At 52.9% G+C, this 16,194-nt stretch carries 18 protein-coding genes; 7 read left to right on the top strand and 11 right to left on the bottom strand.

All coding sequences use genetic code 11. The features are described 5' to 3' along the window. Nucleotides 1–115 precede the first annotated feature (115 nt). Both flhC and flhD read right to left on the bottom strand, forming a co-directional pair. Nucleotides 116–694 (bottom strand): flagellar transcriptional regulator FlhC, encoded by a 579-nt coding sequence (flhC, locus tag ACR6JA_RS04280; RefSeq protein ID WP_039294634.1) that lies wholly within the window; start codon nt 692–694, stop codon nt 116–118. A 3-nt stretch (nt 695–697) separates the two neighbouring features. Next, nucleotides 698–1,048, bottom strand: a complete 351-nt coding sequence (gene flhD, locus ACR6JA_RS04275; protein ID WP_008453867.1) for a flagellar transcriptional regulator FlhD — start codon at nt 1,046–1,048, stop codon at nt 698–700. Nucleotides 1,049–1,985: 937 nt separating this feature from the next. On the opposite strand from flhD, the gene uspC reads away from it, so the two are divergent. The 3 genes from uspC (at nt 1,986) to ACR6JA_RS04260 (ending at nt 3,725) form a co-directional block, all read left to right on the top strand. Then, nucleotides 1,986–2,405: a universal stress protein UspC gene (gene uspC / locus ACR6JA_RS04270; RefSeq protein WP_008453866.1), complete on the top strand. Its 420-nt coding sequence runs from the start codon at nt 1,986–1,988 to the stop codon at nt 2,403–2,405. A gap of 235 nt (nt 2,406–2,640) precedes the next feature. Beyond that, the gene (locus ACR6JA_RS04265) at nt 2,641–3,003 is read left to right on the top strand and encodes a hypothetical protein (RefSeq protein WP_213716593.1); all 363 of its coding nucleotides are present in this window, start codon (nt 2,641–2,643) and stop codon (nt 3,001–3,003) included. Between the two features lie 218 nt (nt 3,004–3,221). Then, nucleotides 3,222–3,725, top strand: coding sequence for a non-heme ferritin-like protein (locus ACR6JA_RS04260; RefSeq protein ID WP_494492945.1), 504 nt, complete (start codon nt 3,222–3,224; stop codon nt 3,723–3,725). Nucleotides 3,726–3,795: 70 nt separating this feature from the next. Here ACR6JA_RS04260 and ACR6JA_RS04255 read toward each other — a convergent pair whose 3' ends face one another. The 7 genes from ACR6JA_RS04255 to ACR6JA_RS04225 form a co-directional block, all read right to left on the bottom strand. Continuing rightward, a complete protein-coding gene (locus ACR6JA_RS04255; RefSeq protein ID WP_008453864.1) occupies nt 3,796–4,047 on the bottom strand; it encodes a DUF2766 family protein in 252 nt (83 codons plus the stop codon). A gap of 109 nt (nt 4,048–4,156) precedes the next feature. Then, complete coding sequence (locus ACR6JA_RS04250) at nt 4,157–5,131, bottom strand: ABC transporter ATP-binding protein (protein WP_494492944.1); 975 nt, start codon at nt 5,129–5,131, stop codon at nt 4,157–4,159. Next, nucleotides 5,124–6,101 (bottom strand): ABC transporter ATP-binding protein, encoded by a 978-nt coding sequence (locus tag ACR6JA_RS04245; protein WP_494492943.1) that lies wholly within the window; start codon nt 6,099–6,101, stop codon nt 5,124–5,126. The genes ACR6JA_RS04250 and ACR6JA_RS04245 overlap by 8 nt, the downstream gene beginning before the upstream one ends. Continuing rightward, the gene (locus ACR6JA_RS04240; protein WP_213717050.1) at nt 6,094–6,939 is read right to left on the bottom strand and encodes an ABC transporter permease; all 846 of its coding nucleotides are present in this window, start codon (nt 6,937–6,939) and stop codon (nt 6,094–6,096) included. The genes ACR6JA_RS04245 and ACR6JA_RS04240 overlap by 8 nt, the downstream gene beginning before the upstream one ends. A gap of 2 nt (nt 6,940–6,941) precedes the next feature. After that, entirely contained in the window at nt 6,942–7,895 is a 954-nt protein-coding gene (locus ACR6JA_RS04235) for an ABC transporter permease (RefSeq protein ID WP_008453857.1), read from the bottom strand. A 58-nt stretch (nt 7,896–7,953) separates the two neighbouring features. Then, on the bottom strand, nt 7,954–9,543 hold the full coding sequence (locus ACR6JA_RS04230) for an ABC transporter substrate-binding protein (protein WP_494492942.1): 1,590 nt from the start codon (nt 9,541–9,543) through the stop codon (nt 7,954–7,956). Nucleotides 9,544–9,776: 233 nt separating this feature from the next. Beyond that, on the bottom strand, nt 9,777–10,928 hold the full coding sequence (locus ACR6JA_RS04225) for a methyl-accepting chemotaxis protein (protein ID WP_494492940.1): 1,152 nt from the start codon (nt 10,926–10,928) through the stop codon (nt 9,777–9,779). Nucleotides 10,929–11,250: 322 nt separating this feature from the next. Here ACR6JA_RS04225 and yecR point away from each other — a divergent pair, with 322 nt between their 5' ends. From yecR to ACR6JA_RS04210, 3 genes are all read left to right on the top strand, one after another. Continuing rightward, the gene (gene yecR / locus ACR6JA_RS04220) at nt 11,251–11,610 is read left to right on the top strand and encodes a YecR family lipoprotein (RefSeq protein WP_349773477.1); all 360 of its coding nucleotides are present in this window, start codon (nt 11,251–11,253) and stop codon (nt 11,608–11,610) included. A gap of 140 nt (nt 11,611–11,750) precedes the next feature. Further along, nucleotides 11,751–13,025 (top strand): MFS transporter, encoded by a 1,275-nt coding sequence (locus ACR6JA_RS04215; protein WP_494492939.1) that lies wholly within the window; start codon nt 11,751–11,753, stop codon nt 13,023–13,025. Next, nucleotides 13,025–13,462 (top strand): DUF3574 domain-containing protein, encoded by a 438-nt coding sequence (locus tag ACR6JA_RS04210; protein WP_213717053.1) that lies wholly within the window; start codon nt 13,025–13,027, stop codon nt 13,460–13,462. The genes ACR6JA_RS04215 and ACR6JA_RS04210 overlap by 1 nt, the downstream gene beginning before the upstream one ends. A gap of 46 nt (nt 13,463–13,508) precedes the next feature. Here the strand turns inward: ACR6JA_RS04210 and ACR6JA_RS04205 are convergent, their stop codons facing one another. Next, the gene (locus tag ACR6JA_RS04205; RefSeq protein ID WP_039296928.1) at nt 13,509–14,690 is read right to left on the bottom strand and encodes a NupC/NupG family nucleoside CNT transporter; all 1,182 of its coding nucleotides are present in this window, start codon (nt 14,688–14,690) and stop codon (nt 13,509–13,511) included. Nucleotides 14,691–15,041: 351 nt separating this feature from the next. Here ACR6JA_RS04205 and ftnA point away from each other — a divergent pair, with 351 nt between their 5' ends. Further along, a complete protein-coding gene (gene ftnA, locus ACR6JA_RS04200; RefSeq protein WP_494492938.1) occupies nt 15,042–15,539 on the top strand; it encodes a non-heme ferritin in 498 nt (165 codons plus the stop codon). 42 nt (nt 15,540–15,581) lie between these two features. On the opposite strand, the gene ACR6JA_RS04195 is transcribed toward ftnA, so the two are convergent. Further along, on the bottom strand, nt 15,582–16,157 hold the full coding sequence (locus tag ACR6JA_RS04195; protein WP_008453841.1) for a UPF0149 family protein: 576 nt from the start codon (nt 16,155–16,157) through the stop codon (nt 15,582–15,584). Nucleotides 16,158–16,194: the final 37 nt, after the last annotated feature.

Raw genomic sequence — 16,194 nt, 5'->3', positions numbered from 1 at the left:
TTACGCCGTTGAGTGTAGCGAGGATGCCCAGGAGGCAGGTGCAGCGTCGTGTTTGGGCATAAAAAAAGCAGCGGCAATCACTCACCGCTGCTGGAATACGCAAACACAGAATCTGTTACACAGCCTGTTCCACCTGGTCATCCAGCAGTTGTGGAATAATATCGGCAGCATTCTGGGAAAGTTTACGTCTTTTTACCGCCCTCGATGGCGGCTGGCACAGACTGCAGGCAAAGCTGCCGACCGGCTGATGTGCGTGGGTAATAAAATTGCCCCCACAGCAGTTACACTGGCTCAGCTGGAGCATGCCGCTCTCAACAAAACGCACCAGCGTCCAGGCGCGAGTCAGCGCCAATAGCGGGCCGTCTGACTGGGAAGGACATTGTTCAAGGTAGAGCCGATAGGCCTTAATCACCGCATCAACGCCGGTACAGAGCCCACTACGAAGTAAAAACTGCCAGGCATTACAGAACATGGAAGCATGAATATTTTGCTCCCAGGTCATAAACCAATCAGTAGAGAAAGGCAGCATCCCTTTTGGAGGAGGACTTCCACGGAGTTCTTTGTAGAGTTTGATCAGGCGACCACGGCTCAACTGCGTTTCGCTTTCCAGCATTTGCAATCGGGCACCCAGTGTTATCAGCTCCATAGCGAGCTGAATGTCGCGAGCTTCCTGGACAATACTTTTCTCGCTCATTTGTTATGCCCTTTTTTTCTTAGGTGCCTCGGCAGGCGACGACACCTCACTCAATAAACGGGTCGATAACAAAATACCGGTATGAATTTGCTGTAAATCATCCACACGGGAGTCTTGTGTTAAGCGAGTAATTGCCTGACTTTCGCTAAAACGGAACTGACAAACTAATTGGTTAGTTTCTGCCAATTTCACCATCTGGGGCAACGTGAGTTCCCCTAACGTATTTGCCATATCTTCAGCGATACCTAAGCGAAACATAGCCGAAGCTTTGTCCTGACTAATAAGACGCTGTGCAAGCAATAAGTACGACAAATTGATGTCGTAAATATGTTTTAGCAACTCGGAAGTATGCATTTTTTCCATCCCGAATAACCAACTATTATTGTATGCGGCCCAGCCTAAATATGTCGGATGACAGTAACGTGTCAGCGCGAGTAAATTCTCCAGAAACTTACGGTTGTAAGAAGCCGAAGCGCATCTGTCGCGCCATTACTGTTTTCTGAACTATTAGGGGGTTGTTACCGCACCCCGCGATGTCGCCGGGTTGCCCCGGTTAAATTAAAACAATCGTTACGGCCAAAATGCACGGATAAATCTTCAGCCCTGACTAAGCCCCTCCGCATCCCACGTAGAAGCCGTTTCCCTGACAGGGCCCGAACGCCTGTTGTCGTTCATCATTTTATTACAAAAAACTAAGATTTTTCCTAATTCGGGCAAACTCTACTCGCAGCCCCTGGCACATACAATGCGGCCACCTGCGATTTTGGAATTTATGTGACGTAGATCACATAAATACATCATCCTTCGGAGTGAAAAGCATCAGAATCGCTTTTCATTTGCTTACTTTTTCATCTGATTAAGAATTTTACCGAAGCCGGCAGACGAATAGTGACACTGAAAGATCACAACTCCATGAGTTGTCATTGCTTTTTATCTGATACTGGCGGCCAGGAATGCCTGAGCGATCACACTTTATGAAAGCCGTTAAGAGTAATCTGCTGTTATTCATAGACTTAAGTGAAATTATAGCGGCATTTTAACCGAGCGTTATGATTTCAAAAGCGTCAGTTACCGAAAGTTATCACTCGATCCAGGTTCTCAAATTAATCCGTTCGTCTGATGGAAAATTTTTACATTTCGTCTACGAAACAATGTTGCAAATTCGTTTCATAAGAATAACTAAACAATTTCTATGAGTGGCTTCACATTTCGTACCGCTGCACGCGTTGCGCCTGAGTCACAACTGGTGTAAGAAAATGTTAACAATTAACACTAAATGTGGAGGGGTTATATGAGCTATCGTCATGTGCTGGTTGCCGTTGCTATCACGCCTGAAAGCCATCGTCTGGTGCAAAAGGCCGTCTCCATCGTCAAACCCGTCAACGGCAAAATTACGCTGGTCACGCTCGCGTCCGATCCCGAACTGTATAACCAGCTTGCCGCCCCAATGCTGGAAAACCTCCGCGATCTGATGCTGGAAGAAACCCATCTTTTTCTCGCTGAGCTGAAAGAGAAAGCGCAATATCCTGTTGAAAAGGTAATTATTTCCACAGGGGAACTAAGCGAGCACATACTGGATATCTGTGAAAAGCAGGACGTTGATTTGGTGCTTTGCGGTAATCACAATCAGAGTTTCTTTGGCAAGGTTATGTGCTCAGCCAAGGCCGTGGTGGCGTCAAGCCAGGTGGATGTACTGCTGGTCCCGCTTTAATCGCCTCCCCCGGCAGAAAGCGGAGCCAGCTCCGCTTTTTCGGCCTCAACTCAACCACCGTTTTGATTATTCCATAGCGACTAATCACGCCATTTTCTGAAAAATTAACTTTTTATCCTGCATTTTAGCTACCGCCTTAATTAACAAGGAAGACGTTCATGCACCCGGCAGGATTTTTGGATTGCGCCGAGCCTGTGGCTGCGTGGTTTCTGGCTGGAGATACCTCTAAGGAAGGATGCAGACGACTGTTGACCGTACATTATTGCCAACAGCGCCACATTTGGCTGCGTCAGGTAAAAAAATCAATTCATTAGCCGTATCAGCGGATCCTGCGGCCTTTCCCCTCCTGGATTTGATTGTTTTTTATACTGAAGTATTTTTCTTGCACAACAGTGGCCTGATTCGCAGAACGCCTCTCGAACTCTGCGAGCGCAAATTTTGTTTTAAACCCAGATGGAAAAATTCCCATCCAGGAGACAGAAACCGCAAACATGACCTCAACACAATCAAACAGACAACATTAAAACCAACCCAAAACGCAAAAGTGATACACATTAAAAACAATTCACGGACTGAACAAACCTCATTTCTGATATAAAGCAAAACAGGGATAAAAAGTAAAAACCGATAAATATATTTTATATCAAATACAGTACGTTACGAAAAATCAAAACATGGATAACTTCATAATCCCTTTATCTTAAAGAAAATCAAAAAAAATAAAAATAGCCAGAATTAGGACTTTTCTCGTCCGTGATAGCGGCGTATGTTTATTTCATCTCTTAATAAAAGTGCTCATGAAATAAGGATATTTATATGCCCACTGCCAGCATGATCCAGAAACTTAATGCGCAAATTAATCGTGAATTCTATGCCTCCCATCTGTGTCTGCACCTGAGCGCCTGGTGCGCCAAACACAGCCTGACGGGGAGTGCGAATTTTTTGCGTAGCCAGGCACAAAACAATGTGACCCACATGATGCGGGTCTTCAATTTTATGAAGCAGTCCGGCGGTATGCCCAGCGTCGGCACTATGTCCCCGCCTGACTGCCACTGCCTGACGCTGGAAGAGCTTTTTCAACAAACGTTGGATGATTACCATCTCCGGCATGAAACGCTGACCGCGCTTAAGGAAGAAGCTAAAGCCGTCAATGCCGGTAGAGTCGTGAGTTTTTTAATGGCGCTAGGCTTAGAACAGGATCGGGAGGGAGAGCGGCTGAAAACGATTCTCGAAGAGGTCCGGGGTGCCAACAAGGCAGGCCTGTGCATGAGCCAGACCGACAGGCGCGTACTCAGTTTTGTCGAACGAGACTATCACTGAGCAGCACCGACTCAGATAAAAAGCACCGCAACTGGGCGGTGCTTTTGCTTTTTAGCAGCGGATAAAAACGTCAGTGCGCTTCTTTTTGCTGCGTAAATTTCAGCTCAATCAGTGCGATGGCTTTTTGAATCGCCCGGCGCGTGACCGGATCAACGGCCGCAGGATGGGTAGTAAAATCGATAGTTTTCAGCTGTTCCGCCATCTTGTCGCGGACTTCAACGGGGGCAATCACATCAATCACGTCGAGAATTTGTTTAATCACTAACTGGCACGCCACGACGTCGGAAACCAGTTCCTGATCGGCAGAGAGTTGTTCGGCCATTTTAATCTCCTGTTTTATTTGCGCGACAGTCTACCTGCGCGCCTCTGCACGAGGCAACCGCCCATTCGCTGGAAGAGCGGTGAAGCAGGAGCAAAATGCCCCCGCCGACTCATTTTTCGAACTGCCAGCAGGCCACGCGGTGACCCGGCGAGATCTCCTGCATTCGGGGAGGTTGCTGGTGACATTGGCCCATTGCTCGCGGGCAGCGGCTGGCAAACTTGCAGCCAACGCTTTCCCCCGTATCACCGGCGATTTCGCCTTTTAGCCCACCCTGTTCCAGCATCTGAACATGCGGATCGGCAATGGGAATAGACGCAAGCAGCGCGCGAGTGTAGGGATGAGCGGGCTGGTTATACAGCGTTTCCGCAGGCGCCTCCTCCACCAGAGAACCAAGATACATTACCCCGATGCGGTCAGAAATGTGGCGAACCATAGACAAATCGTGGGCGATAAACAAATACGTCAGCCCAAATGTCTGCTGCAGATCCTGCAAAATATTCACCACCTGTGCCTGCACAGAGACATCGAGGGCCGACAGCGGCTCATCGCAAAGAATAAATTCGGGATTCACCGCCAGCGCCCGGGCAATGCTGATTCGCTGCCGCTGGCCCCCGCTGAACTCATGGGGAAAGCGGTCCAGATGCTCCTGATTTAATCCCACCTGCCCGAGCAGCTCCAGAGTGCGGGCTTTGCGCCGTGCCACATCATAACCGTGAATACGCATTGGCTCAGCGATCAGCTGTGCCACCGTCATGCCGGGGTTTAGCGACGAATAGGGATCCTGGAAAACGGCCTGCATCCGACGGCGGATAGGCTTTAGCTGACGCTCGTTAAGCGCCGCAATATTTTGCCCGTCGAACTCAATTTCGCCGTCGGTCACCTCGAACAGCCGCAATAAGCTTCGCCCGAGCGTCGACTTCCCGCAGCCGGACTCCCCCACCAGGCCATAAGTTTCCCCCGGAAAAATATCGAAGCTCACGCCATCCACAGCTTTTACCGTGGTCCCCGGCCCGAACCAGCCCCGATTAGCGGTGAAATGTTTGTGCAGATTACGCACGCGAATCAAAGGAGTGATGTCAGGCATGAGCGGCCTCTTTTTTCCACAGCCAGCAGTTGACTTCATGGCCGTCGGCGAGCGTGTGTTTGGGGGCTGCCGTGTCGCAAATGGCCATGCGCTGCGGGCAACGAGCGGCGAAAGGACAGCCGGGCGGCGGATTGAGCAGACCCGGCGGGCTACCCTCAATCGGCGACAAGCGCGCTTCGCTGCCGTCAGGGCGAGGCAACGAGGCCAGCAAACCACGCGTATAGGGATGAGCAGGCCGATAAAAGATCGCCTCAACGCTGCCCTGCTCCATCACCAGCCCGCCGTACATCACCACCACTCGGGAACAGACTTGCGCCACCACACCCAGGTCGTGAGTGATCAGTAAGATAGCGGTGTCCGTTTGCTGCTGAAGGTGTTTCAGCAGGCGCAGAATTTGCGCCTGAATGGTCACGTCCAGCGCGGTCGTCGGCTCGTCGGCAATCAGCAATGACGGATGGCACGACAGCGCGATCGCGATCATCACCCGCTGGCGCATTCCGCCGCTAAACTCGTGTGGATACTGGTCATAGCGTTTTTCCGGCTGGCTGATGCCCACCTGCCCTAGCATCGCTATGGCCTTCTCTTTCGCCGCCTTCTTACTCAAACTCTGGTGGCGAATAAGGATCTCGCTCATTTGTCGCCCGATGGTCAGCACCGGATTTAACGCCGTCATCGGATCCTGGAAAATCATCGCGATTTCGCTACCGCGCAGGTGGCGCATTTGCTCCGCCGTTTTACGCGCCAGGTCTTCTCCCTGAAAACGGATATGGCCTCCCACCACCCTGCCATGGCTGCCCAGCAAATTGATCACCGATTTACAGGTAACGCTTTTGCCGCAGCCGGACTCGCCCACAATACCCACCACTTCCCCCGGCTGCACGCTGAAGGTGACGCCGCGTACCGCCTGCACTTCACCCTCGCGGGTAAAGAAAGAGGTTTTCAGGTTTTCAATTTCCAGCAAATTACGCATCGCGATTTGCCCCCGGCTCAAAAGCGGTACGGAACACATCGCCGAGCACGTTAAAACTCAGTACCGTCAGCAGGATCAGCACCCCCGGGAACATGGCAAGCCAGGAGGCTTCGCCGATGTAGGACTGAGCGTTATTCAGCATGCTGCCCCAGGAGGCATCCGGCTGCTGCACGCCGAGACCAAGAAAACTCAATGTTGACTCCATTAAAATCGCCGAGGCGATATTCAAAGTGGCCGCCACAATAATCGTCGGCAAAATATTCGGAATAATGTGCCGGGCGATAATCCTCAACGGATGCTCCCCGGAGGCCCGGGCATAAATCACGTATTCCCGCTCTTTCAGCGTCAACGTTTCTGCCCGCACCAGTCGCGACATATTCATCCAGGTCAGCGCGCTGATAATCAGAATGATGTTAGCGATGCCGGGCTTCAGGTAAGCATTGAGCACCAGTAGCAGGAAAAAAGCCGGGATCGCCATTAAAATGTCCACCAGCCTCATCAGCAGGTTATCAATTTTCCCGCCAAAGTAACCGCTGACGGTCCCCACCAGCGTGCCAATCAGCGTGGAAAACAGCATGGCTAAAAACCCGACCATCAGGGAAATTTGCCCGCCATAAAGCGCGCGGGTGAAGTAGTCCCGTCCATATTCATCCGTGCCAAACCAGTGACTGACATCCGGCGGCAGCATCCTTCCCTGAAGCGACATTTGATTAGGGTCCCACGGACTTAAAAAGGCCGATAATGACGCCAGCGCAAAAATCACCAGTACCGCCAGAGAAAGCTGCGCGGGACGGCTGCGTTTTAGGCCCTGTTTAACCTGATTCCATCTTCTGCTCATGGTTACCTCAGCGCCTTAATGCGCGGATCCGCCACGCGATACAGAAGATCGGCCAGCAGATTCCCCACAATTAGCATCAACGCTGAGAGCAGAATAATGGCCATGATCAGCGGGTAATCGAGGGAGGTGATGGCCTGGATCCCCAGCAGCCCCATCCCCGGCCAGGAAAAGACGCTTTCCGTCACGTAGGCGCCCACCACCAGCTCGCCAAAAGAGAGGCCAAACAGCGTGATCACCGGTAGCAGCACGTTCTTCAGCACATGACGGAACAGAATAGTTCGCCGGGTTGCCCCATAGGCCAGCTGGGTTTGCACATAGTCGGCTGACAGCTGACTAATGGTGTTCGACCGGATGTAGCGCACATAGCTGGAGAGGTTGTAAAACGTCAGCGCGATGCAGGGCAGAATGCCGTGACGAATCACATCGAGCCAGGAGTCCTCCGCGCCAATGGTTCGCATCCCCATGCTCGGCAGCCAGTTCAACTGCACCGAAAACACGGTAATCAACAGAATGCCAAACCAGAAGATCGGCACCGAGATCCCGACGTAAGCGAACAGGTTCAGAACATGGTCAAGCCAGCGGTGTTTGTACGCCCCTGCCAGCAGCCCCAGCGGGATCGCCAGCAGGATAGCTAACAACAAGGACGCGCCCATCAGGCCAAGAGTGGCCGGGATACGCTCGCCGATCATCGTCAGCACCGGGCGGTGGTAAATCAGGGAGTAGCCGAGATCGCCCTGCAGCAGATTTTTCAGCCACAGCAGGTACTGCACCGGCAGCGGCTTATCCAGCCCCATGCTCTGGCGGATGCGTTCGATATCCTCCGGGCTCATGCGCGGGGTAATATACGCCTGCACAGGATCGCCGGGGGCCAGCTTCACCAGTAAAAAAGAGACCAACGAGATAAAAAGCAGCATCGGGAGCAGCTGCAGTAAGCGCCGGAAAAGAAGGTTATTCATAGTTTCGCCTTCCTCCGCCCGGCCAACACAAACCGGCCGGGCGGAGTTTAACTCATTGTTATTGTTGATAAATTTTCGACAGATCCTGGAACATATACACGGGCTTAGGCTCGGCTTCTTTCGTGCCGCCAAAACGTTTGTCCACCGCCACAACCGCGTTGGTGTAGGCAATCGGGTACCAGGCCATATCGCTGGCGACGGTTTGCTGGATCTGCTTGTAGATAGCCGCGCGCTTCGCCGTATCCGTTTCCGTTGCGCCCTGCTCCCACAGCGCATCAAACGCCGGGTTTTTATAGTGCGCGTAGTTATAGGCTTCGTTGCTCATATACAGCGACTTATAGCCGTCCGGCTCAGCGCCCATGATGTAACCGCCCAGGCTTAGTTCATAGGCCGTGTTTTTCATGTCCTGACTGCGCTGGGACATCGCGTTCGCATCCAGCGGCAGCAGTTCAACGTTGATGCCTATCGCCTTCAGCTGCTGCTGAATGTACAGCCCCATGCTTTCCTGAGTTTTATTGCTGTTGATGTAGGCCAGGCGCAGCTTCAGGCCCTCCGGCTGCCCGGACGCTTTGAACAACGCTTTGGCTTTATCGAGATCGAACTTGTACGGTTCCACATCGCTGGTCTGGTAGAGGGTATCAGGGGTCAGAATAGAGGCCGCAGGTTTAGCGTAATCGAGAGAGGTGAACGCCGTTTGCACAAGGTCATCTTTATTCAGCGCGTAGGCAATGGCCTGACGAAGATCTTTGCTCTTCATGCTGTCAACGTTCTGGTTGAAAGTCATGTAGGCCAGGCGGCCTTCCGGGTAAATAACAAAATCAAACTTGCCGGTGGCTTTCAGGCGCGAAACATCCTGCGGATCGACCATCTTGAGATTGATCTCACCGTTCTGCAGCGCGAGGTTGGCAGAGTTGGCATCCTTCGCGAAGCGGTAGGTGACCGAGTCGAGTTTGGGTTTACCGTTCCAGTAATCATCAAACCGCGTCAGGGCGTAATACTGGCCTGCCCGGTACTCTTTAAACTTGAACGGACCGGAGCCGACGGGCGCATCATTGCGGGTGCTCTTTTCCAGATCGCCCGCTTCGCTGCCGAAGATATGCTGTGGGATCGGGAAGATTTGCACCAGCGTACCGGCAAAGGCGGCGCTGACCTGAGGCAGCGTAAATTTAACCGTGAGCGGATCCACTTTGCTCACGCTCAGGGGCTGGTTGCCATAAACAAACATGCTGCGGAAGAAGCTATGCTGCTTTTCATCCAGCAGTTTATTAAAGGTGAACACCACGTCATCGGAGGTAATCGGCTGCCCATCCTGCCATTTCAGGTCAGGCTTGAGTTTCAGCGTCCAGGTGAGGTTGTCGGCTGACGGCGTCAGGCTTTCCGCCAGGCCCCATTCGATCTTGTCGCCATTGTAGCTGTACAGCGGCGAGTAAAGCGCCTGCATGATGGTTAACGTAGTCCGATCGCTGGCGTACAGCGGGTTCATGGCCAGCGGATCGCCGGAGGTGATGCCGATTATCAGGCTGCCGCCCTGCTGCGCTTCTTTTGCCGGGGCGGGGGCCGCCGCGGTCTCTTTTTTAGCGTCATCACAGCCGCTTAAGGCCAGGGCCAGCGCGGCGACCAGCGCCGACAATACCAGAGGTTTACGCATTGCTTCAGAAACTCCTTGCTCAATAAGAGCCCGCATAGTGCGACACTCGCGATCGCTTGTAAATGTGCCTAAAAAGCATAAGCTTAGCCGATTTTTAACTATCCGCACGGTGCCTGACACCAATGCCTGCGGGGAATATTATTTCCCCCATCTGCGTCACATATTTTTGTTTCCGCGCCTGGTTAAGACGTAAAAAAAGCAGCCCGGAGGCTGCTTTGTCACATGCGTGGTTCTCAGACTGCGTTAAGCCGGAACATTGCCACCGCGTCATGCAGGTGGTGCGCCTGTTTCTCCAGTTCAACGGAAGAGAGCACCGACTTCTGGACCAGATTCACGTTCTGCTGCGTCACGCTGTCCATTTCCCGAACGGCGATCCCGACCTGCCCGATGCCCTGACTTTGCTCGAGGGACGCGCTGGCAATCTCCCCCATGATGTCATTCACCTGCTTCACGGCGCGGAGGATCTCATCCATTGCCTCCCCCGCTTTACGCACCTGCTGCGAGCCGGTGTGAATATTACTAACCGAATCGTTGAGCAGGGTTTCAATCTCTTTTGCGGCCCCGGCGCTTCTGCTGGCCAGATTACGTACCTCGCTGGCGACGACCGCAAAGCCTTTGCCCTGCTCTCCCGCCCTTGCCGCCTCCACCGCGGCATTTAGCGCCAGAATGTTGGTCTGGAACGCAATGCTGTTAATCACCGTGGTGATATCGACAATTTTGTTCGCGCTGCTGGCAATCACGTCCATGGTCTTCACTACCTGCTTCACCGAATCCCCGCCGTTTACCGCAGTGTTGGTGGCATTCTGTGCGAGGTGGCTGGCGTGATTTGCATTGTCGGCGTTCAGCTTCACCGTGCTGTTCAGCTGCGCCATGCTGGCGCTGGTCTGCTCCAGCGCGGCGGCCTGTTGCTCCGAGCGGGATGACAGGTCGGTGTTAACCCCGGACACTTCGGTGGCGTTGGTGCGAATAGCCTCGGCGCTGTCCCGGATGCGGCTCACTGCCCTTTGCCAGTTTTCCTGCATTTTTTGAATCGGCGGCACCATCAGGCCAATACAGTTGCGCCCCAAATCCGGCAGCGTGGCAGCCAGTTCTCCCTGCGCCAGGACGTGCATGTGGTGGCGGATCGTATTAACCGGCTTTACCAGGCAAAACCACAGGTAGCGTTCTGTAAAAATGACGATCGCAATGCTGATAGCAATGGAGATAATCAGCATCCGTTGGGCCGTGTTAATCCACGTGAGCTGATTCGGGCTCAGCGCAAGCTGTTGCTTGAGGTTATGTAATAGCCATAGCGTCGCGCCCGCCACGCAGATCCATGCCAGCGTGGAAAAGATTTGTATCAGCACCACCATCGCGCGAATTTTAATATTGCGAACAATGTTCATTTTTTGGTTCCCCGGTAAAAAATAAAATGCACTTCCTGTGCGGCTTTAGCGACGCGCGTCCTGATTTATTCCCTCGTATACCTGCATAAGTGAAATTAAATCGCGCCGTAGCGCTATTGTCGGCACGGTTCAGCAAAACTTGACGCGTTTTTGATCAAAAAATCGCCGCGTATTTTGTGGGGAATTTACGTTAGGTAAAAAGTTTTTATTTCGTAATTTGAATTAAGGGTTATTTAAAATTCGAAATTTATGGAATTTACGGCCCGCCTAATCGAACAGGCTTTTCTGCCCGCCACGCGTGCTACCATGAAGGCGGTTAAGTATGAGGTATGAATCAACGATGAAGCGCATTTATCTGGCCGTTACCGCCCTGTTACTGGGCGGATGCACCGTAAGCAAAACGCCTGTTCCGCTCAATGCCAATGAGCCTGCCGGTGTTGTTCGCCTCGCCTATAGCCTGCCGCCGCTGCAAACGGCCAAAGTGGATAAATTCCTCGCCCAGTCCACGGCATCGCGTCAGTGCCAGCAATGGGGCTATGCCAGCGCACTCCCTTACGGGAGCGATATCAAGACCTGTACCACTTACAGTGGCACCCTTTGCCTGAACACCCAGGTGGTGCTGGAATACCAGTGCCGCGGCGTGACCGGCCCACAGTATGCGGGCGTCACCAGCAACTGGTAATCTGTGAATACTCCTCTATTTTTAGAGACATCTGCACAAAGAGAAGCCTGACGCCAATGTAGCCCGTTCCTGACGATAAATATCTCGCGCTGCCGTTTTCCCACGGCGGCTTGACTCTATTTTTTCATCAGGAACTTAACATGCTTCTTTTATTGCTACGCGCCCTGCGCCAGCACCGCTGGTTCACGCTGCTCGGGCTGGCGCTGCTGTGTTCTTCCGTGGGTAATGGCCTGACCTACGTTCTGGTCTTCAGTCAGCTATTAAACAGCCACGCTACGCCCGCCTGGCTTTCTCTTGCTTACGTCCTCGCCCTTGCGCCCGGTTTACCTGCCAGCTTTGCTGGCGTGTGGTTATTAAAGCGCTGGCCGGCGTTTTCCGTCCTGCTTCTCGGTGAAGTTTTAGGCCTTACGGGTCTGATTCTGCCGGGCCTTGCGCTGCTGAGTGACCAGCCGGCGATACTGTTGTTAAGCCAGGCCGCCGCCGCTTTGAGCACAGGCCTCACGGTGCCGGTGCTCAGCCAGCTCTTCAAGCAAGGCTTATCTAAAGCGCTGATGCCCGCCGCCGCAGGCATTGAAACGCTGGTGTTTGCCGCCAACGTTATCTTCGGCGTGGGGCTTGGGACATTATTATATGGCCACGTCAGCCTCTGGCTGATGCTGCTGCTGGATGCGCTCAGTTTCATTTTTGCCATAGGGCTACTCTGGCGTGCCTCGGCGGCTTTTGTTGTGGCGGGAGAAGAAACCAACGCCCCCGGCGAAAGCGAAGTATTTAGCTGGCGGAACGTTACCCCTGTGCAAAAGCGCAGCCTGCTGTTGCTCCCATGTCTTGCCCTTGTCGGCGCCCCGGTAATGGCTTTGCTCCCGGCTCTGGCCCCAACGTTGCCGGGTGATGATACAAGCAACGGCCTGGCGCTGCTGTTTGCCCGCAGCGTGGGGCAACTTCTGGCCCCGCTCCTGCTAAGCGAAAAACAGGTGCGCAACCGGGCGGGTAAAAGCTTCCCGCTAATGCTGGCGCTGCTGCTTTTTACTTTGTGTTATTTCGCCGTGGGTTACTCAGGCACTTTGTGGCTGGCGGTGCCGCTGATCGTTATCGCTCATTTGTTCAGTAACTGGTTCTATCTGGTCGCCACGCTCAACGTGATGGACAGTTTCCCTGGCCCGCAGGTTGGCGCCGCTATGGCGGCAACCTGGCGACTGCAGCTCGGCATTACGTTAGTCGTCCCGCTGGTCACGGGAACGATTGCCGGATACTTCCCGGCGCAGTGGGTGCTACCCGGCAGCGGCATCTGCGGGATTATTATTGCCCTATTGATGCTCGGCGACTTGCGAAAAGTGCGGAATTGTAATTTTATATCGCGGCGGAATCATTCCGCATTTAATTTTAATAATGATGATGACAGCAAGACAGGTGGATAATGGTATTTTATAAAGCAACACTTGCCGGGGTATTAGCTCTGGCTCTGGCAGGCTGCGTCGCGCCAGCGAAAACCACATCAGTAGTAACCGCCCCGGCTAAGCAGTGCCAGGCAGGCGATCAGATGACGCAAACCACGCTCTATTTCGGTATCAGCCGCCCATCCGGCGCGGAAATTACCGCCAATGAATGGCGTAGCTTCGTGGATAAAGACGTGACCCCGCGCTTCCGCGAAGGGCTGACCGAATATGACGCCAAAGGCCAGTGGCTGAATGCTAAGGGTGAAGTGACCCACGAACCGAGCAAAGCGATCATGCTGATTCGCGGCAGCGATGCGGAGAGCAGCAAAAAGGTAGACGAACTGCGCTCTATCTATAAAACTCGCTTTGCGCAGGAATCCGTGATGCGCGTTGACCAGCCGGTCTGCGCCGCGTTCTGATGATTTTGCGTTAAAGAAACGGCGGGGAAACCCGCCGTTTTTATTTTTACAGAACCAGCCCGGCAAACGCTGCGGACAGCAGGCTTACCAGCGTCGCGCCGTACACCAGGCGCAGGCCAAAGCGAGAAACCACGTTCCCCTGCTTTTCGTTCAGCCCTTTAATAGCCCCGGCCACAATCCCGATGGAAGCAAAGTTAGCGAACGATACCAGGAAGACCGACAGGATCCCCAGCCCGCGCGGCGACAGCGTCGCCATGATCTTCTGCAACTCAATCATCGCCACAAATTCGTTCGCCACCAGCTTGGTCGCCATAATGCCGGCCGCTTTCAGCGCATCCGCCTGAGGAATACCCACCAGCCAGGCAAACGGATAGAAAACGTAGCCCAGAATTTGCTGGAAGCTCAGACCGAAGACTGTCGCGAACAGCGCATTAATGGCGCTGATAAGCGCGATAAAACCAATCAGCATCGCCAGAATAATCATCGCCACTTTGAAACCTGCGAGGATGTATTCCCCCAGCATTTCAAAGAAGCTTTGGGATTCGTGCAGCTTCTCAAGCTTGATTTCTGGCTCAGCGCCCGGGCGGGTCGGGTTAATGATCGACAGGATAATGAACGTGCTGAACATATTCAGGATCAGCGCCGCAACCACATACTTCGGCTCCAGCATCGTCATGTAGGCCCCGACGATGGACAGCGAAACCGTGGACATCGCCGTTGCGGCCATGGTGAACAGGCGGCGAGAGCTAAGGTCGCCCAGCACGCCTTTGTAGGCGATGAAGTTTTCGGACTGCCCCAGAATCAACGAGCTCACGGCGTTGAATGATTCCAGCTTGCCCAGCCCGTTCACTTTAGAAAGTAATGTGCCGACGATGCGAATAATGATCGGCAGAATACGAAAGTGCTGCAGGATCCCGATCAGTGCCGAAATAAAGATTATCGGGCACAGTACGCCGAGGAAGATAAAGGCCAGGCCCGCTTTGCTCATGCCGCCAAAGACGAAGTCGCTGCCCTGCCCGGCGAAGGTCAGAAGGTGGCCAAAGAAACCGGACACGCCGTTAATCACCCACAAGCCGCTGTCGGAGTGCAGGAAGAAGAACGCCAGCAGGCCTTCAATGACGACAAGTTGTAACAAATAGCGAATGCGGATGGTTTTACGATCGAAGCTCACCAGCCACGCCAGTCCCATGATGACAAAAAGTGCGAGAAGAAAATGAAGAATGTTCATGTGCAGTCTAATTTTGAAAGAAACGTATTTAGCCACAGCTCCCGCGTCAGGTAAATGGCGGACATAAGAATATTTAGCCATAAGATTTTCCAATGACAACATTGACTTACTCTTAGCAGGGTTACCATTTTGCGCGGCTAAATATGACTAATTCATGACACGTTATTTGGCAATAAAATAGCGAAGCGGAACAAGATTAATTCTCATTATTAATTCATTTCTTCACAAATAAAATAATAGTAACAACCATTCTCATTACACTAATATAATTAACAATTTCTTTGCATTATGGAAAATTAATAATTAAAGTAGCGCCATATTAACGCCCCTCAAAAAAATATGGAGCCTGTGATGCTGAAGACGGAAATGATTGAAAAACTGAACGAGCAGATGAACCTTGAACTCTACTCCTCCCTGCTTTACCAGCAGATGAGCGCCTGGTGCAGCTATCACAGCTTCGAAGGGGCTGCCGCGTTCCTGCGCCGCCACGCTCAGGAAGAGATGGAGCACATGCAGCGTCTGTTTGCATATTTAAGTGATACCGGGAGCATGCCGCGTATTAACGCCATTCAGTCCCCGTATTTAGAATACGCTTCACTGGACGAATTATTTAAAGCGACCTACGAGCACGAGCAGTTAATTACGCGTCAGATTAATGCTCTGGTCCATTCTGCAATGACCTCGCAGGATTATCCAACCTTTAATTTCCTGCAGTGGTATGTTGCCGAGCAGCATGAAGAAGAAAAACTGTTTAAATCCGTGCTGGATAAACTCAGCCTGGTGGGCAAAAGCGGCGAAGGCCTTTACTTTGTCGATAAAGAGCTGGCCACGCTGGACGCTCAGGGTTAATTGCCGTTAAGTAGCAGGCCATTGCGGCCTGCTATTTTCATTTTAGTGCAGCGCCCCGCCGTTTCGCTGGCTGTGCCAGTACCCGTATAACGCCAGTGCCGCAGGTTTAATCGCCTCAATGCTCGCCAGAAATGCTTCCGGCGTCAGGCTTTCAAACTTCGCTTCATTCTCTTCCAGCCCATGCAGGGCAATCGCCTCCAGCTCTGGCTGAAGTTCTGCCGGCAGCGCAGGCCAGCTTTCCAGTGACACACCGCGCATGTAGCCGTAGCACCACTCTTCCACGATGGTGATTTCGCGGTTATCCACTTCGCTGGTACCAAACAGAGGCTCAAACTGCCCCGGATACTCCGCCAGGCGTTCGGCAATGTCGTTCATATGCTGGAACACCAGTACGCTAAAGCGCGTCAGCTCTTCTTTGCTTTCCCATTCAGGCTCGACATCGCCGCCCCATACCGCCCGCAGCACGGTAGCAGGTTCGGTCACAGTTGGCCCTGACAGCAGCGCCGTGAGCAGCCCATCCAGCTCGGCTACATCAATCACCGAATGCGCGGTGCCGTACTTCAGCAGAATGTCATCCAACCAGATAATTTCGTCTTCGTTAAGCGGGCCCTGGGTCATTTTTGGCTTCCTCGTCTCGCGTTTTGAATAAAATTTG

The sequence above is a fragment of the Cedecea sp. B1(4) genome, assembly GCF_059414925.1.
The sequence above is the reverse complement of the archived record's forward strand: the minus strand, read 5'-3'. Positions and strand labels throughout refer to the sequence as shown.

What these genes read in the sequence shown, in the direction of transcription:
- flhC (WP_039294634.1), bottom strand. Translation starts at nt 694, where the DNA reads ATGAGCGAGAAAAGTATTGTCCAGGAAGCTCGCGACATTCAGCTCGCT.
- flhD (WP_008453867.1), bottom strand. Translation starts at nt 1,048, where the DNA reads ATGCATACTTCCGAGTTGCTAAAACATATTTACGACATCAATTTGTCG.
- uspC (WP_008453866.1), top strand. Translation starts at nt 1,986, where the DNA reads ATGAGCTATCGTCATGTGCTGGTTGCCGTTGCTATCACGCCTGAAAGC.
- ACR6JA_RS04265 (WP_213716593.1), top strand. Translation starts at nt 2,641, where the DNA reads ATGCAGACGACTGTTGACCGTACATTATTGCCAACAGCGCCACATTTG.
- ACR6JA_RS04260 (WP_494492945.1), top strand. Translation starts at nt 3,222, where the DNA reads ATGCCCACTGCCAGCATGATCCAGAAACTTAATGCGCAAATTAATCGT.
- ACR6JA_RS04255 (WP_008453864.1), bottom strand. Translation starts at nt 4,047, where the DNA reads ATGGCCGAACAACTCTCTGCCGATCAGGAACTGGTTTCCGACGTCGTG.
- ACR6JA_RS04250 (WP_494492944.1), bottom strand. Translation starts at nt 5,131, where the DNA reads ATGCCTGACATCACTCCTTTGATTCGCGTGCGTAATCTGCACAAACAT.
- ACR6JA_RS04245 (WP_494492943.1), bottom strand. Translation starts at nt 6,101, where the DNA reads ATGCGTAATTTGCTGGAAATTGAAAACCTGAAAACCTCTTTCTTTACC.
- ACR6JA_RS04240 (WP_213717050.1), bottom strand. Translation starts at nt 6,939, where the DNA reads ATGAGCAGAAGATGGAATCAGGTTAAACAGGGCCTAAAACGCAGCCGT.
- ACR6JA_RS04235 (WP_008453857.1), bottom strand. Translation starts at nt 7,895, where the DNA reads ATGAATAACCTTCTTTTCCGGCGCTTACTGCAGCTGCTCCCGATGCTG.
- ACR6JA_RS04230 (WP_494492942.1), bottom strand. Translation starts at nt 9,543, where the DNA reads ATGCGTAAACCTCTGGTATTGTCGGCGCTGGTCGCCGCGCTGGCCCTG.
- ACR6JA_RS04225 (WP_494492940.1), bottom strand. Translation starts at nt 10,928, where the DNA reads ATGAACATTGTTCGCAATATTAAAATTCGCGCGATGGTGGTGCTGATA.
- yecR (WP_349773477.1), top strand. Translation starts at nt 11,251, where the DNA reads ATGAGGTATGAATCAACGATGAAGCGCATTTATCTGGCCGTTACCGCC.
- ACR6JA_RS04215 (WP_494492939.1), top strand. Translation starts at nt 11,751, where the DNA reads ATGCTTCTTTTATTGCTACGCGCCCTGCGCCAGCACCGCTGGTTCACG.
- ACR6JA_RS04210 (WP_213717053.1), top strand. Translation starts at nt 13,025, where the DNA reads ATGGTATTTTATAAAGCAACACTTGCCGGGGTATTAGCTCTGGCTCTG.
- ACR6JA_RS04205 (WP_039296928.1), bottom strand. Translation starts at nt 14,690, where the DNA reads ATGAACATTCTTCATTTTCTTCTCGCACTTTTTGTCATCATGGGACTG.
- ftnA (WP_494492938.1), top strand. Translation starts at nt 15,042, where the DNA reads ATGCTGAAGACGGAAATGATTGAAAAACTGAACGAGCAGATGAACCTT.
- ACR6JA_RS04195 (WP_008453841.1), bottom strand. Translation starts at nt 16,157, where the DNA reads ATGACCCAGGGCCCGCTTAACGAAGACGAAATTATCTGGTTGGATGAC.